Origin of the sequence: Streptomyces sp. NBC_00885 (genome assembly GCF_045207475.1) — a bacterium.
Taxonomy (GTDB): Bacteria; Actinomycetota; Actinomycetes; order Streptomycetales; family Streptomycetaceae; genus Streptomyces.
Genome location: NZ_CP108796.1, coordinates 3,338,665 through 3,354,563, shown reverse-complemented (window position 1 = coordinate 3,354,563; position 15,899 = coordinate 3,338,665). Strand labels below are relative to the sequence as shown.

At 67.7% G+C, this 15,899-nt stretch carries 21 protein-coding genes; 20 read left to right on the top strand and 1 reads right to left on the bottom strand.

Going from position 1 to position 15,899, the window contains the following annotated elements; all coding sequences use genetic code 11:
- The first annotated feature begins 57 nt into the window (after positions 1-57).
- The 16 genes from rpsH (at position 58) to truA (ending at position 10,100) form a co-directional block, all read left to right on the top strand.
- Positions 58-456 carry a 30S ribosomal protein S8 gene (gene rpsH / locus OHA61_RS14880; protein WP_005313538.1) on the top strand — a complete coding sequence of 133 codons (399 nt, stop codon included), beginning with the start codon at positions 58-60 and terminating at the stop codon, positions 454-456.
- 21 nt (positions 457-477) lie between these two features.
- Positions 478-1,017 (top strand): 50S ribosomal protein L6, encoded by a 540-nt coding sequence (gene rplF / locus OHA61_RS14875; protein WP_266479164.1) that lies wholly within the window; start codon positions 478-480, stop codon positions 1,015-1,017.
- Positions 1,018-1,020: 3 nt separating this feature from the next.
- Complete coding sequence (gene rplR / locus OHA61_RS14870; RefSeq protein WP_266479163.1) at positions 1,021-1,404, top strand: 50S ribosomal protein L18; 384 nt, start codon at positions 1,021-1,023, stop codon at positions 1,402-1,404.
- 46 nt (positions 1,405-1,450) lie between these two features.
- Positions 1,451-2,056, top strand: a complete 606-nt coding sequence (gene rpsE / locus OHA61_RS14865) for a 30S ribosomal protein S5 (protein ID WP_328671274.1) — start codon at positions 1,451-1,453, stop codon at positions 2,054-2,056.
- Positions 2,056-2,238, top strand: a complete 183-nt coding sequence (rpmD, locus tag OHA61_RS14860) for a 50S ribosomal protein L30 (RefSeq protein WP_005313525.1) — start codon at positions 2,056-2,058, stop codon at positions 2,236-2,238. The genes rpsE and rpmD overlap by 1 nt, the downstream gene beginning before the upstream one ends.
- Before the next feature lies 1 nt (position 2,239).
- Positions 2,240-2,695, top strand: a complete 456-nt coding sequence (rplO, locus tag OHA61_RS14855; protein WP_142214197.1) for a 50S ribosomal protein L15 — start codon at positions 2,240-2,242, stop codon at positions 2,693-2,695.
- Positions 2,696-2,944: 249 nt separating this feature from the next.
- A complete protein-coding gene (secY, locus tag OHA61_RS14850; RefSeq protein ID WP_406303441.1) occupies positions 2,945-4,264 on the top strand; it encodes a preprotein translocase subunit SecY in 1,320 nt (439 codons plus the stop codon).
- A complete protein-coding gene (locus OHA61_RS14845) occupies positions 4,264-4,923 on the top strand; it encodes an adenylate kinase (RefSeq protein WP_324986094.1) in 660 nt (219 codons plus the stop codon). The genes secY and OHA61_RS14845 overlap by 1 nt, the downstream gene beginning before the upstream one ends.
- A gap of 98 nt (positions 4,924-5,021) precedes the next feature.
- Positions 5,022-5,858, top strand: a complete 837-nt coding sequence (gene map / locus OHA61_RS14840; protein ID WP_406303440.1) for a type I methionyl aminopeptidase — start codon at positions 5,022-5,024, stop codon at positions 5,856-5,858.
- A gap of 141 nt (positions 5,859-5,999) precedes the next feature.
- Positions 6,000-6,221, top strand: coding sequence for a translation initiation factor IF-1 (infA, locus tag OHA61_RS14835; protein WP_003956442.1), 222 nt, complete (start codon positions 6,000-6,002; stop codon positions 6,219-6,221).
- 61 nt (positions 6,222-6,282) lie between these two features.
- Positions 6,283-6,396 (top strand): 50S ribosomal protein L36, encoded by a 114-nt coding sequence (gene rpmJ, locus OHA61_RS14830; RefSeq protein WP_003956441.1) that lies wholly within the window; start codon positions 6,283-6,285, stop codon positions 6,394-6,396.
- A 191-nt stretch (positions 6,397-6,587) separates the two neighbouring features.
- Positions 6,588-6,968, top strand: a complete 381-nt coding sequence (rpsM, locus tag OHA61_RS14825) for a 30S ribosomal protein S13 (RefSeq protein WP_142214193.1) — start codon at positions 6,588-6,590, stop codon at positions 6,966-6,968.
- Between the two features lie 65 nt (positions 6,969-7,033).
- Positions 7,034-7,438, top strand: coding sequence for a 30S ribosomal protein S11 (gene rpsK / locus OHA61_RS14820; protein ID WP_003956432.1), 405 nt, complete (start codon positions 7,034-7,036; stop codon positions 7,436-7,438).
- 107 nt (positions 7,439-7,545) lie between these two features.
- Positions 7,546-8,568 (top strand): DNA-directed RNA polymerase subunit alpha, encoded by a 1,023-nt coding sequence (locus OHA61_RS14815; protein ID WP_003956430.1) that lies wholly within the window; start codon positions 7,546-7,548, stop codon positions 8,566-8,568.
- Between the two features lie 96 nt (positions 8,569-8,664).
- The gene (gene rplQ / locus OHA61_RS14810; protein ID WP_328670975.1) at positions 8,665-9,153 is read left to right on the top strand and encodes a 50S ribosomal protein L17; all 489 of its coding nucleotides are present in this window, start codon (positions 8,665-8,667) and stop codon (positions 9,151-9,153) included.
- Positions 9,154-9,230: 77 nt separating this feature from the next.
- Positions 9,231-10,100, top strand: a complete 870-nt coding sequence (gene truA / locus OHA61_RS14805) for a tRNA pseudouridine(38-40) synthase TruA (RefSeq protein WP_406303439.1) — start codon at positions 9,231-9,233, stop codon at positions 10,098-10,100.
- Here truA and OHA61_RS14800 read toward each other — a convergent pair.
- A complete protein-coding gene (locus OHA61_RS14800; protein ID WP_406303438.1) occupies positions 10,071-11,054 on the bottom strand; it encodes a hypothetical protein in 984 nt (327 codons plus the stop codon). The two genes, truA and OHA61_RS14800, sit on opposite strands and share 30 nt — an antisense overlap.
- Before the next feature lie 55 nt (positions 11,055-11,109).
- Between OHA61_RS14800 and OHA61_RS14795 the strand changes: the two genes are divergently transcribed.
- From OHA61_RS14795 to glmM, 4 genes are all read left to right on the top strand, one after another.
- Positions 11,110-12,732: an ABC-F family ATP-binding cassette domain-containing protein gene (locus tag OHA61_RS14795; RefSeq protein WP_406303437.1), complete on the top strand. Its 1,623-nt coding sequence runs from the start codon at positions 11,110-11,112 to the stop codon at positions 12,730-12,732.
- A gap of 650 nt (positions 12,733-13,382) precedes the next feature.
- The gene (gene rplM / locus OHA61_RS14790; protein WP_266479143.1) at positions 13,383-13,826 is read left to right on the top strand and encodes a 50S ribosomal protein L13; all 444 of its coding nucleotides are present in this window, start codon (positions 13,383-13,385) and stop codon (positions 13,824-13,826) included.
- Positions 13,827-13,868: 42 nt separating this feature from the next.
- Complete coding sequence (gene rpsI / locus OHA61_RS14785; protein ID WP_142214188.1) at positions 13,869-14,387, top strand: 30S ribosomal protein S9; 519 nt, start codon at positions 13,869-13,871, stop codon at positions 14,385-14,387.
- Between the two features lie 141 nt (positions 14,388-14,528).
- Complete coding sequence (glmM, locus tag OHA61_RS14780) at positions 14,529-15,887, top strand: phosphoglucosamine mutase (protein ID WP_406303436.1); 1,359 nt, start codon at positions 14,529-14,531, stop codon at positions 15,885-15,887.
- The last annotated feature ends 12 nt before the right edge of the window (positions 15,888-15,899 follow it).

Sequence of the window (15,899 nt, the reverse complement as noted above, 5' to 3'; positions counted from 1 at the left end):
TGGGGAGAGGGATGGCGCATACAGGAAACCCCGGCGAGAGAGGCCGAAGGCCAATTCATGACCATGACTGATCCCATCGCAGACATGCTCACGCGTCTGCGTAACGCGAACTCGGCATACCACGACTCCGTCGTGATGCCGCACAGCAAGATCAAGTCGCACATCGCGGAGATCCTCCAGCAGGAGGGCTTCATCACCGGCTGGAAGGTCGAGGACGCCGAGGTCGGCAAGAACCTCGTCCTGGAGCTGAAGTTCGGCCCGAACCGCGAGCGTTCGATCGCCGGCATCAAGCGCATCTCCAAGCCGGGTCTGCGCGTGTACGCGAAGTCCACCAACCTGCCGAAGGTTCTCGGCGGCCTGGGCGTGGCGATCATCTCCACGTCCCACGGTCTCCTGACCGGCCAGCAGGCGCAGAAGAAGGGCGTGGGTGGGGAAGTCCTCGCCTACGTCTGGTAGTCGGGAACGGAGGAATAGCTAATGTCGCGAATCGGCAAGCTCCCCATCCAGGTTCCCGCCGGTGTGGACGTCACCATCGATGGCCGCACGGTCGCGGTGAAGGGCCCCAAGGGTTCCCTCTCGCACACCGTCGCCGCGCCGATCGAGATTGTTAAGGGCGAGGACGGCGTTCTCAACGTCACCCGTCCCAACGACGAGCGTCAGAACAAGGCCCTCCACGGCCTGTCCCGCACGCTGGTGGCGAACATGATCACCGGCGTGACCCAGGGGTACGTCAAGGCGCTCGAGATCAGCGGTGTCGGTTACCGCGTCGCCGCGAAGGGCTCCAACCTGGAGTTCCAGCTCGGCTACAGCCACTCGATCCTGGTGGAGGCGCCCGAGGGCATCTCCTTCAAGGTCGAGTCGCCGACCAAGTTCTCGGTCGAGGGCATCGACAAGCAGAAGGTCGGCGAGGTCGCCGCGAACATCCGCAAGCTGCGGAAGCCCGACCCGTACAAGGCCAAGGGTGTCAAGTACGCCGGCGAGGTCATCCGCCGCAAGGTCGGAAAGGCGGGTAAGTAAGCCATGGCATACGGTGTGAAGATTGCCAAGGGTGACGCGTACAAGCGCGCCGCCATCAAGCGCCGCCACATCCGCGTCCGCAAGCACGTCTCCGGCACGCCGGAGCGTCCGCGCCTGGTCGTGACGCGCTCCAACCGCAACATCGTTGCGCAGGTCATCGACGACATCGCGGGCCACACGCTCGCGTCGGCGTCGACCCTGGACACCTCGATTCGTGGTGGCGAGGGCGACAAGAGCGCCCAGGCCAAGCAGGTCGGCGCGCTTGTCGCCGAGCGTGCGAAGGCTGCCGGCGTCGAGACCGTCGTGTTCGACCGTGGTGGCAACAGGTACGCCGGGCGCATTGCCGCTCTGGCTGACGCCGCCCGCGAAGCCGGGCTGAAGTTCTGAGCCCCGGTTCCGGGACTAACGGACGTAACAGAGAGAGGTAAATCCAATGGCTGGACCCCAGCGCCGCGGAAGCGGTGCCGGTGGCGGCGAGCGGCGGGACCGGAAGGGTCGCGACGGTGGCGCTGCCGCCGAGAAGACCGCTTATGTTGAGCGCGTTGTCGCGATCAACCGCGTTGCCAAGGTTGTCAAGGGTGGTCGCCGCTTCAGCTTCACCGCGCTGGTCGTGGTGGGCGACGGTGACGGCACCGTAGGTGTCGGATACGGCAAGGCCAAGGAAGTTCCCGCGGCCATCGCCAAGGGCGTTGAAGAGGCCAAGAAGAACTTCTTCAAGGTTCCGCGTATCCAGGGCACCATCCCGCACCCGATCACGGGCGAGAAGGCCGCGGGCGTCGTCCTGCTCAAGCCTGCTTCCCCCGGTACCGGCGTTATCGCCGGTGGCCCGGTGCGCGCCGTGCTCGAGTGCGCCGGCGTTCACGACATCCTGTCGAAGTCGCTCGGCTCGTCCAACGCGATCAACATTGTGCACGCGACCGTGGCGGCCCTCAAGGGCCTGCAGCGTCCCGAGGAGATCGCGGCTCGCCGTGGTCTGCCCCTCGAGGACGTCGCCCCCGCGGCTCTGCTTCGTGCGCGTGCGGGAGCGGGTGCTGCGTAATGGCCCGCCTCAAGATCACGCAGACGAAGTCGTACATCGGAAGCAAGCAGAACCACCGCGACACCCTGCGTTCGCTCGGGCTCAAGCGCCTGAACGACGTGGTTGTCAAGGAGGACCGTCCCGAGTTCCGCGGCATGGTGCACACCGTCCGCCACCTCGTCACGGTTGAGGAGGTCGACTGACATGGCGGAGAACAACCCGCTGAAGGTCCACAACCTCCGGCCCGCCCCGGGCGCCAAGACCGCCAAGACCCGTGTGGGTCGTGGTGAGGCGTCCAAGGGTAAGACCGCTGGTCGTGGCACCAAGGGCACCAAGGCCCGCTACCAGGTTCCGGAGCGCTTCGAGGGTGGGCAGATGCCCCTCCACATGCGTCTCCCGAAGCTCAAGGGCTTCAAGAACCCGTTCCGCACCGAGTACCAGGTCGTGAACCTGGACAAGCTCGGCGCCCTCTACCCGGAGGGTGGCGAGGTCACCGTTGCCGACCTGGTCGCCAAGGGTGCGGTGCGCAAGAACAGCCTCGTCAAGGTCCTGGGCCAGGGCGAGATCTCCGTGGCGCTGCAGGTGACGGTTGACGCCGTCTCCGGCTCCGCCAAGGAGAAGATTGCCGCTGCCGGCGGCACCGTCACCGAGCTCGTCTGAGACGAGTTCAGTGGCTGAAAGCTGAAAATCGACCGGGGATGCCTCTCAAATGGGGCATCCCCGGTTGGTCGTTCCTAGGGGGGCACTTCCGCCGGTAAGGTGGCGTGCACTGTTGCTGTAAACAAAGGGGGCTGTGCCCCCAAACCGCGTGGTCTGTGCATCTGGACCAAGCGGAATGCCTGATACGTATTCGTCGATCCTCAATACCGTCACCTCTGACGCAGTAGCGCGGGGGTCGCAGGAGGCACCGTGCTCACCGCGTTCGCCCGGGCGTTCAAGACGCCCGACCTGCGCAAGAAGCTGCTCTTCACGCTCGCCATCATCGTGCTGTACCGGCTGGGATCACACATCCCGGTCCCTGGCGTCGATTACCAGAACGTACAGACGTGTGTGGACCAGGCTTCGAAGGGCAACAACAGCCTGTTCGGCCTGGTCAACATGTTCAGTGGCGGAGCGCTGCTGCAGATCACGATCTTCGCGCTCGGCATCATGCCGTACATCACGGCGAGCATCATCCTGCAGCTGCTGACCGTGGTCATTCCGCGGCTGGAGGCCCTCAAGAAGGAGGGCTCTGCCGGTACCGCGAAGATCACGCAGTACACGCGCTATCTGACGGTCGCCCTCGCCGTGCTGCAGGGCACCGGCCTGGTCGCCACCGCCCGCTCCGGAGCGCTCTTCGGCAACTGCTCCGTCGGCGACCAGATCGTTCCCGACCGCTCGATCTTCACCACCATCGTCATGGTCGTCACCATGACCGCGGGTACCGCCGCCGTCATGTGGCTCGGTGAGCTGATCACCGACCGCGGCATCGGCAACGGCATGTCGATCCTGATGTTCATCTCGATCGCCGCCGGTTTCCCGGGTGCCCTGTGGGCCATCAAGGCGAGCGGAAAGCTCGCCAAGGGCTGGATCGAGTTCGGGACCGTCATCCTGATCGGCTTCGTGATGGTCGCCCTGGTCGTCTTCGTCGAACAGGCCCAGCGCCGTATCCCGGTTCAGTACGCGAAGCGCATGATCGGGCGGCGTTCGTACGGAGGGACGTCCACGTACATCCCGCTGAAGGTGAACCAGGCGGGTGTGATTCCCGTCATCTTCGCGTCGTCGCTGCTCTACATTCCGGCGCTGGTCGCGCAGTTCTCCAACTCCCAAGCGGGCTGGAAGACATGGATTGAACAGCACTTCGTCAAGGGTGACCACCCGTACTACATCGCGACGTACTTCCTGTTGATCGTGTTCTTCGCCTTCTTCTATGTGGCGATCTCGTTCAACCCCGAGGAAGTCGCGGACAACATGAAGAAGTATGGTGGCTTCATCCCGGGTATCCGGGCAGGTCGACCTACTGCCGAGTACCTGAGCTACGTGCTCAACAGGATCACTTGGCCGGGCTCGCTGTACCTGGGTCTGATTGCTCTTGTCCCGACGATGGCGTTGGCAGGCTTCGGAGGCGCGAACCAGAACTTCCCGTTCGGCGGGACGAGCATCCTCATCATCGTGGGTGTGGGTCTGGAGACCGTGAAGCAGATCGAGAGCCAGCTCCAGCAGCGCAATTACGAAGGGTTCCTCCGCTGATGCGAATCGTCCTCGTCGGGCCGCCCGGTGCCGGCAAGGGAACGCAGGCTGCGTACCTTGCCAAGAACCTGTCGATCCCGCACATCTCCACGGGCGACCTCTTCCGCGCCAACATCAGCCAGGGCACGGAGCTCGGTCTCCAGGCCAAGGCCTACATGGACGCGGGAGATCTGGTGCCCGACGAGGTCACCATCGGCATGGCCAAGGACCGGATGGAACAGCCGGACGCCACGAACGGCTTTCTGCTGGACGGCTTCCCGCGCAATGTCTCGCAGGCCGAGGCGCTCGACGCGATGCTGAAGTCCGAGGGCATGACGCTGGACGCGGTGCTCGACCTGGAGGTCCCCGAGGACGAGGTCGTGAAGCGGATCGCGGGTCGCCGCATCTGCCGCAACGACTCCAGCCATGTCTTCCATGTCACCTACTCCCCGTCGAAGCACGAGGGTGTCTGCGACATCTGCGGCGGTGACCTCTACCAGCGCGACGACGACTCCGAGGAGACCGTGCGCCGTCGCCTCGAGGTCTACCACACGCAGACCGAGCCGATCATCGACTACTACCGGGCGCAGAACCTGGTGGTCACGATCTCCGCGCTCGGCAAGGTCACGGACGTGACGCAGCGGGCGATGGACGCGCTGAAGAAGTCCGCGAAGAGCTGAGCAGTACCCCGTAGTAACTCCTGGTACGGCCGCGGTGTCCGACGGACGCCGCGGCCGTACTGTTGAGCAGAGACACGTCAGAGGTGGAAGGCAAGGCCATGGTGCAGATCAAGACCCCGGAGCAGATCGCCAAGATGCGCGAGGCGGGGCTGGTCGTCGCCGCGATCCACGCGGCGACACGCGAAGCGGCCGTGCCGGGCGCCACCACGAAGGATCTGGACGAGGTCGCCCGCAAGGTGATCGCCGACCATGGCGCCAAGTCGAACTTCCTCGGGTACGGCGGCTTCCCCGCGACCATCTGCACCTCGGTCAACGAGGTGGTCGTGCACGGCATCCCGGACGAGAAGACCGTCCTCAAGGACGGCGACATCATCTCGGTCGACGCCGGCGCGATCATCGACGGCTGGCACGGCGACGCGGCCTACACCGTCTTCGTCGGCAGCGGTCACGCTCCGGAGCTGATCGAACTCTCCCGGGTCACCGAGGAGTCGATGTGGGCGGGCATCGCGGCGATGAAGAGCGGCAACCGGCTGGTGGACGTCTCCCGTGCGATCGAGACGTACATCCGCCGTCAGCCGAAGCCGGGCGGCGGACGGTACGGGATCATCGAGGAGTACGGCGGCCACGGCATCGGCACCGAGATGCACATGGACCCCCACCTGCTGAACTACGTCTCGCGCAAGCGCGGCAAGGGCCCGAAGCTGGTCCCCGGCTTCTGCCTGGCCATCGAGCCGATGGTCTCGCTGGGCACCCCGCACACCGAGGTGCTCCAGGACGACTGGACTGTCATCACGACGGACGGCACGTGGTCCTCGCACTGGGAGCACTCGGTGGCTCTGACGGAGGAGGGCCCGCTGGTGCTGACGGCGCCGGACGGCGGCAGGGCGAAGCTGGCGGAGCTGGGCATCACGACGGCGCCGGACCCGCTGGCTTAACGATCTCCGGGGGTGGGCAGACTTGCCGGATTCGTCATTTCGGATGGCCTGACGTAGACTGATGCGTCGGCTCTCGTGTACTCGTGTGTCTGCATGCGGTGAGCGTGAGTCGATCAAGGTAGCCGATTCGAAGGGCGAAGCGTGGCCAAGAAGCAAGGTGCCATCGAAATTGAGGGCACCGTGATCGAGTCCCTCCCGAACGCCATGTTCAAGGTGGAGCTCCAGAACGGTCACAAGGTCCTCGCGCACATCTCCGGCAAGATGCGGATGCACTACATCCGTATTCTCCCGGACGACCGGGTCGTCGTGGAGCTGTCTCCGTACGACCTGACGCGTGGGCGGATCGTCTACCGATACAAGTAGATCTTGCCCGCACCCCGCTCCGGCGTGGGTGGTGGCACTGACCCGGAGAACCTCACATCCCATGAAGGTCAAGCCGAGCGTCAAGAAGATCTGCGACAAGTGCAAGGTGATCCGCCGTCACGGTCGGGTCATGGTCATCTGCGACAACCTGCGCCACAAGCAGCGCCAGGGCTGAAGCACGACCTGCACCTCGCAGTTCTTCGCGCGACGCACGTAATACGTACATACGCAGAGCCCGTCCAAGCCACGGCTGACGACACCTCCGGCGGGGGCCGGGGACCCGGGCCGTACCACCTCTCTTGCGCGAGAGGTCGGCGGTCGGGAGCGGTTCTGCGGAAGACCCCCGAAAACAACTGGAGCCATTGAATGGCACGCGTTTCAGGTGTTGACATCCCGCGCGACAAGCGTGTGGAGGTTGCCCTCACCTACGTCTTCGGCATCGGGCGCACCCGGTCCAAGGAGATCCTCGCCACCACCGGCGTGAACCCGAACACCCGCGTTCGTGACCTGGCCGAAGAGGACCTCGTCAAGATCCGCGAGTACGTCGACGCCAACCTCCGCACCGAGGGTGACCTCCGGCGTGAGGTTCAGGCCGACATCCGCCGCAAGGTCGAGATCGGCTGCTACCAGGGTCTGCGGCACCGCCGCGGCCTGCCGGTCCACGGTCAGCGCACCAGCACGAACGCTCGTACCCGCAAGGGCCCGCGTCGCGCCATCGCCGGCAAGAAGAAGCCGGGCAAGAAGTAGTCCTCAGCGGACGCTCATCAGCGGTCTTCGCTGTAGGACCGACCACCTCCCTGTAGGAGATATAGATGCCCCCCAAGGGTCGTCAGGGCGCTGCCAAGAAGGTGCGCCGCAAGGAAAAGAAGAACGTCGCTCACGGGCACGCCCACATCAAGAGCACGTTCAACAACACGATCGTCTCGATCACGGACCCCTCGGGCAACGTGATCTCCTGGGCCTCCGCCGGCCACGTCGGCTTCAAGGGCTCGCGCAAGTCCACCCCCTTCGCCGCGCAGATGGCCGCCGAGTCGGCCGCCCGCCGCGCGCAGGAGCACGGCATGCGCAAGGTTGACGTCTTCGTCAAGGGGCCCGGCTCCGGCCGTGAGACCGCGATCCGCTCCCTCCAGGCCACCGGCCTCGAGGTCGGCTCGATCCAGGACGTCACCCCCACCCCGCACAACGGCTGCCGCCCCCCGAAGCGTCGCCGCGTCTGACCCCGTAGGGGCCTGACTTCGGGCGGTATGGCGCTTCGGTGCCGTACCGCCCGTACCCTTGTTCCGTTGGCATCAAATAGTGGGTGCCAAGACTGGAGGCATTTCTCATGCTTATCGCTCAGCGTCCTTCGCTGACCGAAGAGGTCGTCGACGAGTACCGCTCACGGTTCGTGATCGAGCCGCTGGAGCCGGGCTTCGGCTACACCCTCGGTAACTCGCTCCGCCGTACGCTCCTCTCCTCGATCCCCGGCGCTGCTGTCACCAGCATCCGGATCGACGGTGTCCTGCACGAGTTCACCACCGTGCCGGGCGTCAAGGAGGACGTCACCGACCTCATCCTCAACATCAAGCAGCTGGTCGTCTCCTCGGAGCACGACGAGCCGGTCGTGATGTACCTGCGCAAGCAGGGTCCCGGCCTCGTCACCGCTGCTGACATCGCCCCGCCGGCCGGTGTCGAGGTCCACAACCCGGACCTCGTGCTGGCGACGCTGAACGGCAAGGGCAAGCTGGAGATGGAGCTGACCGTCGAGCGCGGTCGCGGCTATGTCTCCGCCGTGCAGAACAAGCAGGTGGGCCAGGAGATCGGCCGTATCCCGGTCGACTCCATCTACTCGCCGGTGCTCAAGGTCACGTACAAGGTCGAGGCGACCCGTGTCGAGCAGCGCACCGACTTCGACAAGCTGATCGTCGATGTCGAGACCAAGCAGGCCATGCGTCCGCGTGACGCCATGGCGTCGGCCGGTAAGACCCTGGTCGAGCTGTTCGGTCTGGCGCGCGAGCTCAACATCGACGCCGAGGGCATCGACATGGGTCCGTCCCCGACGGACGCCGCGCTCGCTGCCGACCTGGCGCTGCCGATCGAGGAGCTCGAGCTCACCGTTCGTTCGTACAACTGCCTCAAGCGCGAGGGCATCCACTCCGTGGGTGAGCTCGTCGCCCGCTCCGAGGCCGACCTGCTCGACATCCGCAACTTCGGTGCGAAGTCGATCGACGAGGTCAAGGCGAAGCTGGCCGGCATGGGCCTGGCCCTCAAGGACAGCCCGCCCGGATTCGACCCGACCGCCGCCGCCGACGCCTTCGGTGCCGACGACGACGCGGACGCGGGCTTCGTGGAGACCGAGCAGTACTGAGCCTGTGGCTCAGGGAAACTTCCGGCGGGCGGCCGCCCGCCGGTAACTGACACCGGTACCTGATACGGCCGGTGCAGATCACCAAGGAGAAACACCATGCCGCGTCCCACCAAGGGAGCCCGTTTCGGCGGCAGCGCCGCGCACGAGCGTCTGCTTCTCGCGAACCTCGCGAAGTCGCTGTTCGAGCACGGCCGCATCACCACGACCGAGGCCAAGGCCCGCCGCCTGCGTCCGGTCGCCGAGCGCCTGATCACCAAGGCGAAGAAGGGCGACATCCACAACCGTCGTCTGGTGCTGCAGACGATCACGGACAAGGGCATCGTGCACACGCTCTTCACCGAGATCGCTCCTCGCTACGCCGAGCGCCCGGGTGGCTACACCCGCATCACCAAGATCGGCAACCGTCGTGGCGACAACGCCCCGATGGCTGTGATCGAGCTGGTCGAGGGTGAGATCGCCAAGAAGGCGACCGTCGCCGAGGCCGAGGCCGCCACCAAGCGTGCGGTCAAGGAGTCCGAGACCAAGGCCGCCGAGGCCGAGGTCGTCGAGGACGCCACGCCGGCCGACGAGGCCAAGGACGCCTGAGCGTTCTGACCTGGCTGTGCGAGCGGGCCCGTTCCCTCCGGGGAGCGGGCCCGTTCCGCTTTGAGAGGATCTGATACGTGAGTGACGAGGTGGAGCCCGGACACGTCCGGGTGCGGCTGGACCTGTCGTACGACGGCAGGGACTTCTCCGGCTGGGCCAAGCAGGCCCGTGGGCAGCGGACCGTCCAGGGGGACATCGAGGACGCGCTGCGTACGGTGACGCGGTCCTCGCAGACGTACGAGCTGACCGTCGCCGGGCGGACGGACGCCGGCGTGCACGCCCGCGGGCAGGTCGCGCATGTGGATCTGCCGGCGGAGGTGTGGGCCGAGCACCAGGAGAAGCTGTTGAAGCGGCTGGCCGGGAGGCTCGCGCGCGATGTGCGGATCTGGCGCGTCGATCAGGCTCCGGCCGGATTCAACGCGCGCTTCTCGGCGATCTGGCGGCGGTACGCCTACCGCGTGACCGACAACCCGGGTGGTGTCGATCCGCTGTTGCGCGGTCATGTGCTGTGGCACGACTGGCCGTTGGACGTCGACGCCATGAACGCCGCGGCCGAAAAGCTGGTCGGCGAACACGACTTCGCGGCGTACTGCAAGAGGCGCGAGGGCGCCACGACCATCCGTACGCTGCAGCAGCTCTCGTGGGAGCGGGATGCGGCAGGGGTCATCACGGCGACCGTGAAGGCCGATGCCTTCTGTCACAACATGGTGCGCTCGCTGGTCGGCGCGCTGCTGTTCGTGGGGGACGGGCACCGGCCGGTCGATTGGCCGGGGAAGGTACTGGCCGCGGGCGTGCGGGACTCGGCCGTCCATGTGGTGCGGCCGCACGGGCTCACGCTGGAGGAAGTCGGCTACCCCGCGGACGAGTTGCTGGCCGCCCGGAACCGGGAGGCCCGCAACAAGCGTTCGCTGCCCGGGTCAGGCGGCGGGCTGGGCGGCTGCTGCTGAGGCCTGGGCCTCGCCGCGCCTGCGGATCTGACGGAACGTGAATTCCCCCAGGTCGTCGCCGATCTGGAAGGCCTTGGCGTCCCCCTTGGTGACGGATTTCGCCTTGGTGTAGCCGGTGAACGTGATGTAGGCGTACCGGCCGTACGAGTTGTACGTGGAGCGGCAGACCGGGCCGCCCTGGCAGAAGGCGGGGACGCCGTCGCCGGACAGCGGCAGGATGTTGCCCGACGCCTGCTGTACGGCCTTCTTGGCCTTGGCCTCGTTCTCGAAGGTGGCCACGCCGACGGTGACCGCGATACCGCCCGCGCTGTAGGTGACGCGGAAGACCTGTTCGCAGCCGTTGTTTTCGAGGGCCGCGCCGAGGGCGCCCTTGGTGACGGACTTGCAGTCACCGGTACGGGCCGTGGCGCCCTTGTCGTAGACGCGCTCGCCCATCGTCAGCTTCCTGCCCGGGAAGAGGGACTCCGCGCTGAGCGGCGCCGTGTCCTTCTTCCGGTCGGAGATGAAGTCCTTGGGGTCCGGCGGGGGCAGCGGCGCGACCGACGAGAAGGACGGCTCGGGCTGGGTGGTGTCGCTGGGCAGCTCGGGGGCCGCGGGCAGTTGGCTCGCGTTCTTGTCCGAAGACTGGTTGCTGTCATCGCTGTTGGAAGAGACGATCGCGCTCGCCACGATGCCCGCGACCGCGGCGGTGGCGAGTGCGCCGCCGCCGATCAGCAGCCAGCGCCTGCGGCGGGTACGGGCCGCGGAGGCGTCGGCGAGCGCGGCCCAGTCCGGGGTGTTGTCCGCCGCTGCCGCCCTGGCCCGCAGGCCGAACGGGTCCGGCGTGGCCTGGTCCGCGCCGTACGGGTCAGGTGCGCCGTACGAGTTCTGCCCCCGGTACGGGTCCTGCCCTCCGTACGGATCCTGGTTCTGTCCACCGGACCCCCACTGGGGTCCCCCCTGCCCAAAGCTCATGCCGCGCATCCTAAACCTGTTGGGCGGTGGGGACGTCGGCGGTGAGAATCGGAGCATGGGACATCTCGAGGCGGCGCATCTGGAGTACTACCTACCGGACGGGCGGGTCCTCCTCGGCGACGCCTCGTTCCGAGTGGGCGAAGGCGCGGTGGTCGCCCTGGTCGGGGCGAACGGCGCGGGCAAGACGACACTGCTGCGGCTGATGGCGGGTGAGCTGCAGCCGCACGGCGGGACGGTGTCGTCGAGCGGCGGGCTCGGCGTGATGCGGCAGTTCGTCGGATCCGTACGGGACGAGCGGACCGTACGCGACCTGCTGGTGTCGGTCGCCCAGCCGCGGATCAGGGAAGCGGCCGCGGCGGTGGATGCCGCGGAACACCTGATCATGACGGTCGACGACGAGGCCGCGCAGATGACGTACGCACAGGCGCTGAGCGACTGGGCGGAGGCGCGGGGGTACGAGGCCGAGACGGTCTGGGACATGTGCACGAGCGCCGCGCTGGGTGTTCCGTACGAGAGCGCGCAGTGGCGGCTGGTGCGCACCCTCAGCGGTGGCGAGCAGAAGCGGCTGGTGCTGGAGGCGCTGCTGCGGGGGCCCGACGAGGTGCTGCTGCTCGACGAGCCGGACAACTATCTGGACGTGCCGGGAAAGCGGTGGCTGGAGGACCGGCTGAAGGAGACCCGTAAGACGGTCCTCTTCGTCTCCCACGACCGGGAGCTGCTGTCGCGGACGGCACAGAAGATCGTGAGCGTGGAGCCGGGGCCCGCGGGGTCGGACGTGTGGGTGCACGGTGGCGGCTTCGGTACGTATCACGAGGCGCGGCGGGAGCGGTTCGCGCGCTTCGAGGAGCTGAAGCGGCGCTGGGACGAGGAGCACGCGCGGCTGCGCGCGCTCGTGCTGCGGCTGCGGCAGCAGGCGGCGATCAGCCCCGACATGGCGTCGCGGTACCGGGCGATGCAGACGCGCTTCAAGAAGTTCGAGGAGGCGGGCCCGCCGGCCGAGCCGCCGCGCGAGCAGGACATCAAGATGCGGCTGCGGGGCGGGCGCACGGGGGTGCGGGCGGTGACCTGCGCCGGTCTTGAGCTCACCGGGCTGATGAAACCGTTCTCGCTGGAGATCTTCTACGGGGAGCGGGTCGCCGTGCTCGGCTCCAACGGGTCCGGGAAGTCGCACTTCCTGCGGCTGCTGGCGGGCGACGCGTCCGTGGCGCACAAAGGCGAGTGGAAGCTGGGGGCGCGGGTGGTACCCGGCCACTTCGCGCAGACGCACGCCCACCCGGAACTGCTCGGGCGGACGCTGGTCGACATCCTGTGGACCGAGCACGCGAAGGACCGGGGCGGGGCGATGTCGGTCCTGCGGCGCTACGAACTGGAGCGGCAGGGGGACCAGCGCTTCGAGAAGCTGTCGGGCGGACAGCAGGCGCGGTTCCAGATCCTGCTCCTGGAGCTGGCGGGCACGACGGCGCTGCTGCTGGACGAGCCGACGGACAACCTGGACCTGGAGTCGGCGGAGGCGCTGCAGGAGGGGCTGGAGGCGTACGAGGGGACGGTGCTGGCGGTGACGCACGACAGGTGGTTCGCGAAGACGTTCGACCGGTATCTGGTGTTCGGGGCGGACGGGGTTGTGCGGGAGGCGGGGGAGCCGGTGTGGGACGAGGCGAGGGTGGCGCGGGCGCGGTGAGGTGTGGGCGGGGGCGCCTGCGGCGGGCCTTCCCCCACCCCGCCCCTTCCCGAAACCGGGGCTCCGCCCCGGACGCCGGGGGTGCGGCAGCTTCGCGCCGCTGGGTGTGAGTGGGGCTGCGCTCGCGCCGGGCCGGGGGCGCGTGCGGGCTTCGCGCCGCAGGGCCCGGGCGGGGGCTGTGCCCCTCGGCCGGGTGGGTCGCAGGGGCTCCGTTGTCTGGAGCGCTTCGCGCCGCCGTGGCGGTCGGGACCCGCGCCCGGCCACCGGAAGGCGGCCCCTGGGCGGGGCACCTGCGGGCCCCAGCGGCAACCCCGGTCCCGGGGCCGCTACCGGGTGCCACGCAGCCGTACAGGGGCACCCTGAGCCTCGGTGGGGGCGGGAACCGGCCACGGGGGCGCCGCGCATTTTGACCCAGGTGGGGGACCGCGGGTATTCTTCTGGTTCGTTATGCGTATTGGCTTGCTCTATCTCACGTGAGGGGCCCTTACGCCGGTCCACCGGGCCGATGACCAGCGGCAGGCACTCGGGTTGCGTCCCCGTAGCGCCGCCAAGGCTGTCGTGATCGTCCGGGTGGCCTTGTCAGGACCCGTCCCCTCAGCCCTAGCGGGTTTGGGGAGACCCCATCACTGAAGAAGCGAAGGCATACGACCGTGCGTACGTACAGCCCCAAGCCCGGCGATGTGACGCGCCAGTGGCACATCATCGACGCGCAGGACATTGTCCTGGGCCGTCTGGCGACCACCGCCGCCACCCTTCTGCGGGGCAAGCACAAGCCGATCTACGCGCCGCATGTTGACGCTGGTGACTTCGTCATCATCATCAACGCCGAGAAGGTGCACCTCTCCGGCAACAAGCGGACCCAGAAGATGGCGTACCGCCACTCCGGCTACCCGGGTGGTCTGCGTTCCATCCGCTACGACGAGCTGCTCGCCAAGAGCCCCGAGAAGGCCATCGAGAAGGCCATCAAGGGCATGCTCCCCAAGAACACCCTGGGCCGTCAGATGCTCTCGAAGCTGAAGGTCTACGCGGGCGAGAACCACCCGCACGCTGCTCAGCAGCCGGTCCCGTTCGAGATCACCCAGGTCGCGCAGTAGTTCCGGCCACCCCCTAAGACGAAAAGAAATCTGAGGAGAATCGTGGCCGAGACCACTGCAGAGACCCCGCTCGAGGGCGAAGAGACCTTCGCCGAGGTGACGACCTTCGAGTCGGAAGCCCCCGTCGAGGGCGAGTACACCTCCGAGTCCATGGCGTCCCGCTTCGGCGACCCGCAGCCGGCTGCCGGCCTGGGCCGTCGCAAGAACGCCATCGCCCGCGTCCGGATCGTTCCGGGCACCGGCAAGTGGAAGATCAACGGTCGCACCCTTGAGGAGTACTTCCCCAACAAGGTGCACCAGCAGGAAGTCAACGAGCCCTTCAAGGTGCTCGAGCTCGACAACCGCTACGACGTCATCGCCCGCATCTCGGGTGGCGGCGTCTCCGGCCAGGCCGGCGCCCTGCGCCTCGGCGTGGCCCGCGCGCTGAACGAGGCGGACGTGGACAACAACCGCCCGGCGCTCAAGAAGGCCGGCTTCCTCTCCCGCGACGACCGTGCGGTCGAGCGCAAGAAGGCCGGTCTGAAGAAGGCCCGCAAGGCCCCGCAGTACAGCAAGCGCTAAATCGCTCGCTGGCCTGTACGGCTTACGTTCGCCCCGGCGGCACTCCGTGCTGCCGGGGCGTTCGTTTATCAACTACCTCGGGCGTACAACGGGCTATGGCGCTCAGAGGCTTGCATTTTCGGAGCATTTCGGAGGACAGCTGTGGGACGACTCTTCGGCACGGACGGCGTGCGCGGTGTCGCAAATGCGGATCTGACGGCGGAGCTCGCGCTCGGCCTCTCAGTCGCTGCGGCGCATGTGCTCGCCGAAGCGGGGACCTTTGAAGGGCATCGGCCGACCGCCGTGGTCGGCCGTGATCCGCGAGCGTCGGGAGAGTTTCTGGAGGCCGCCGTCGTGGCGGGTCTGGCGAGCGCGGGCGTCGACGTCCTGCGCGTCGGTGTGCTGCCCACCCCCGCCGTGGCGTATCTCACCGGCGCCCTCGGTGCCGACCTCGGCGTGATGCTCTCCGCGAGCCACAACGCCATGCCGGACAACGGCATCAAGTTCTTCGCGCGCGGCGGCCACAAGCTCGCCGACGAGCTCGAGGACAGTATCGAGACGGTCTACGAGCAGCACCGCACCGGCGAGCCCTGGGAGCGGCCCACGGGCGCGGGCGTCGGCCGGGTCACCGACTACGACGAGGGCTTCGACAAGTACGTCGCCCATCTGATCGCCGTGCTGCCGAACCGCCTCGACGGCCTCAAGGTCGTCCTCGACGAGGCGCACGGCGCGGCCGCCCGCGTCTCGCCCGAAGCCTTCGCCCGGGCCGGGGCCGAAGTCATCACGATCGGCGCCGACCCCGACGGACTCAACATCAACGACGGCTGCGGGTCCACGCACCTCGGCCTGCTGAAGGCCGCCGTCGTCGAGCACGGCGCCGACTTCGGCATCGCGCACGACGGTGACGCGGACCGCTGCCTGGCCGTCGACGGCTCGGGTGAGGAAGTCGACGGGGACCAGATTCTGGCCGTGCTCGCCCTGGCGATGCGCGAGGCCGGAACGCTACGCAAGGACACCGTCGTCGCCACCGTCATGTCCAACCTCGGCTTCAAGCTGGCGATGGAGCGCGAGGGCCTCCAGCTGGTGCAGACGGCGGTCGGCGACCGGTACGTACTGGAGTCGATGAAGGCCGAGGGCTACGCCCTGGGCGGCGAGCAGTCCGGGCACGTCATCGTCCTCGACCACGCGACGACCGGCGACGGCACGCTCACCGGCCTGATGCTGGGGGCCAGGGTCGCCGCGACCGGCCGTTCGCTGGCCGAGCTGGCCGCGGTCATGAACCGGCTGCCGCAGGTGCTCATCAACGTCCCGGACGTCGACAAGTCCCGGGTGACGACGTCCGCCGAGCTGTCAGGCGCCGTAGCCGATGCGGAGCGCGAGCTGGGCGCCACCGGTCGCGTACTGCTGCGTCCTTCGGGCACCGAGCCGCTCGTACGGGTCATGGTCGAAGCCGCCGACATCGAGCAGGCCCGCTCGGTGGCGGAGCGGCTCGCGGACGCGGTCAAGTCCGCGCTCGGCTGACCGTCCCGGATC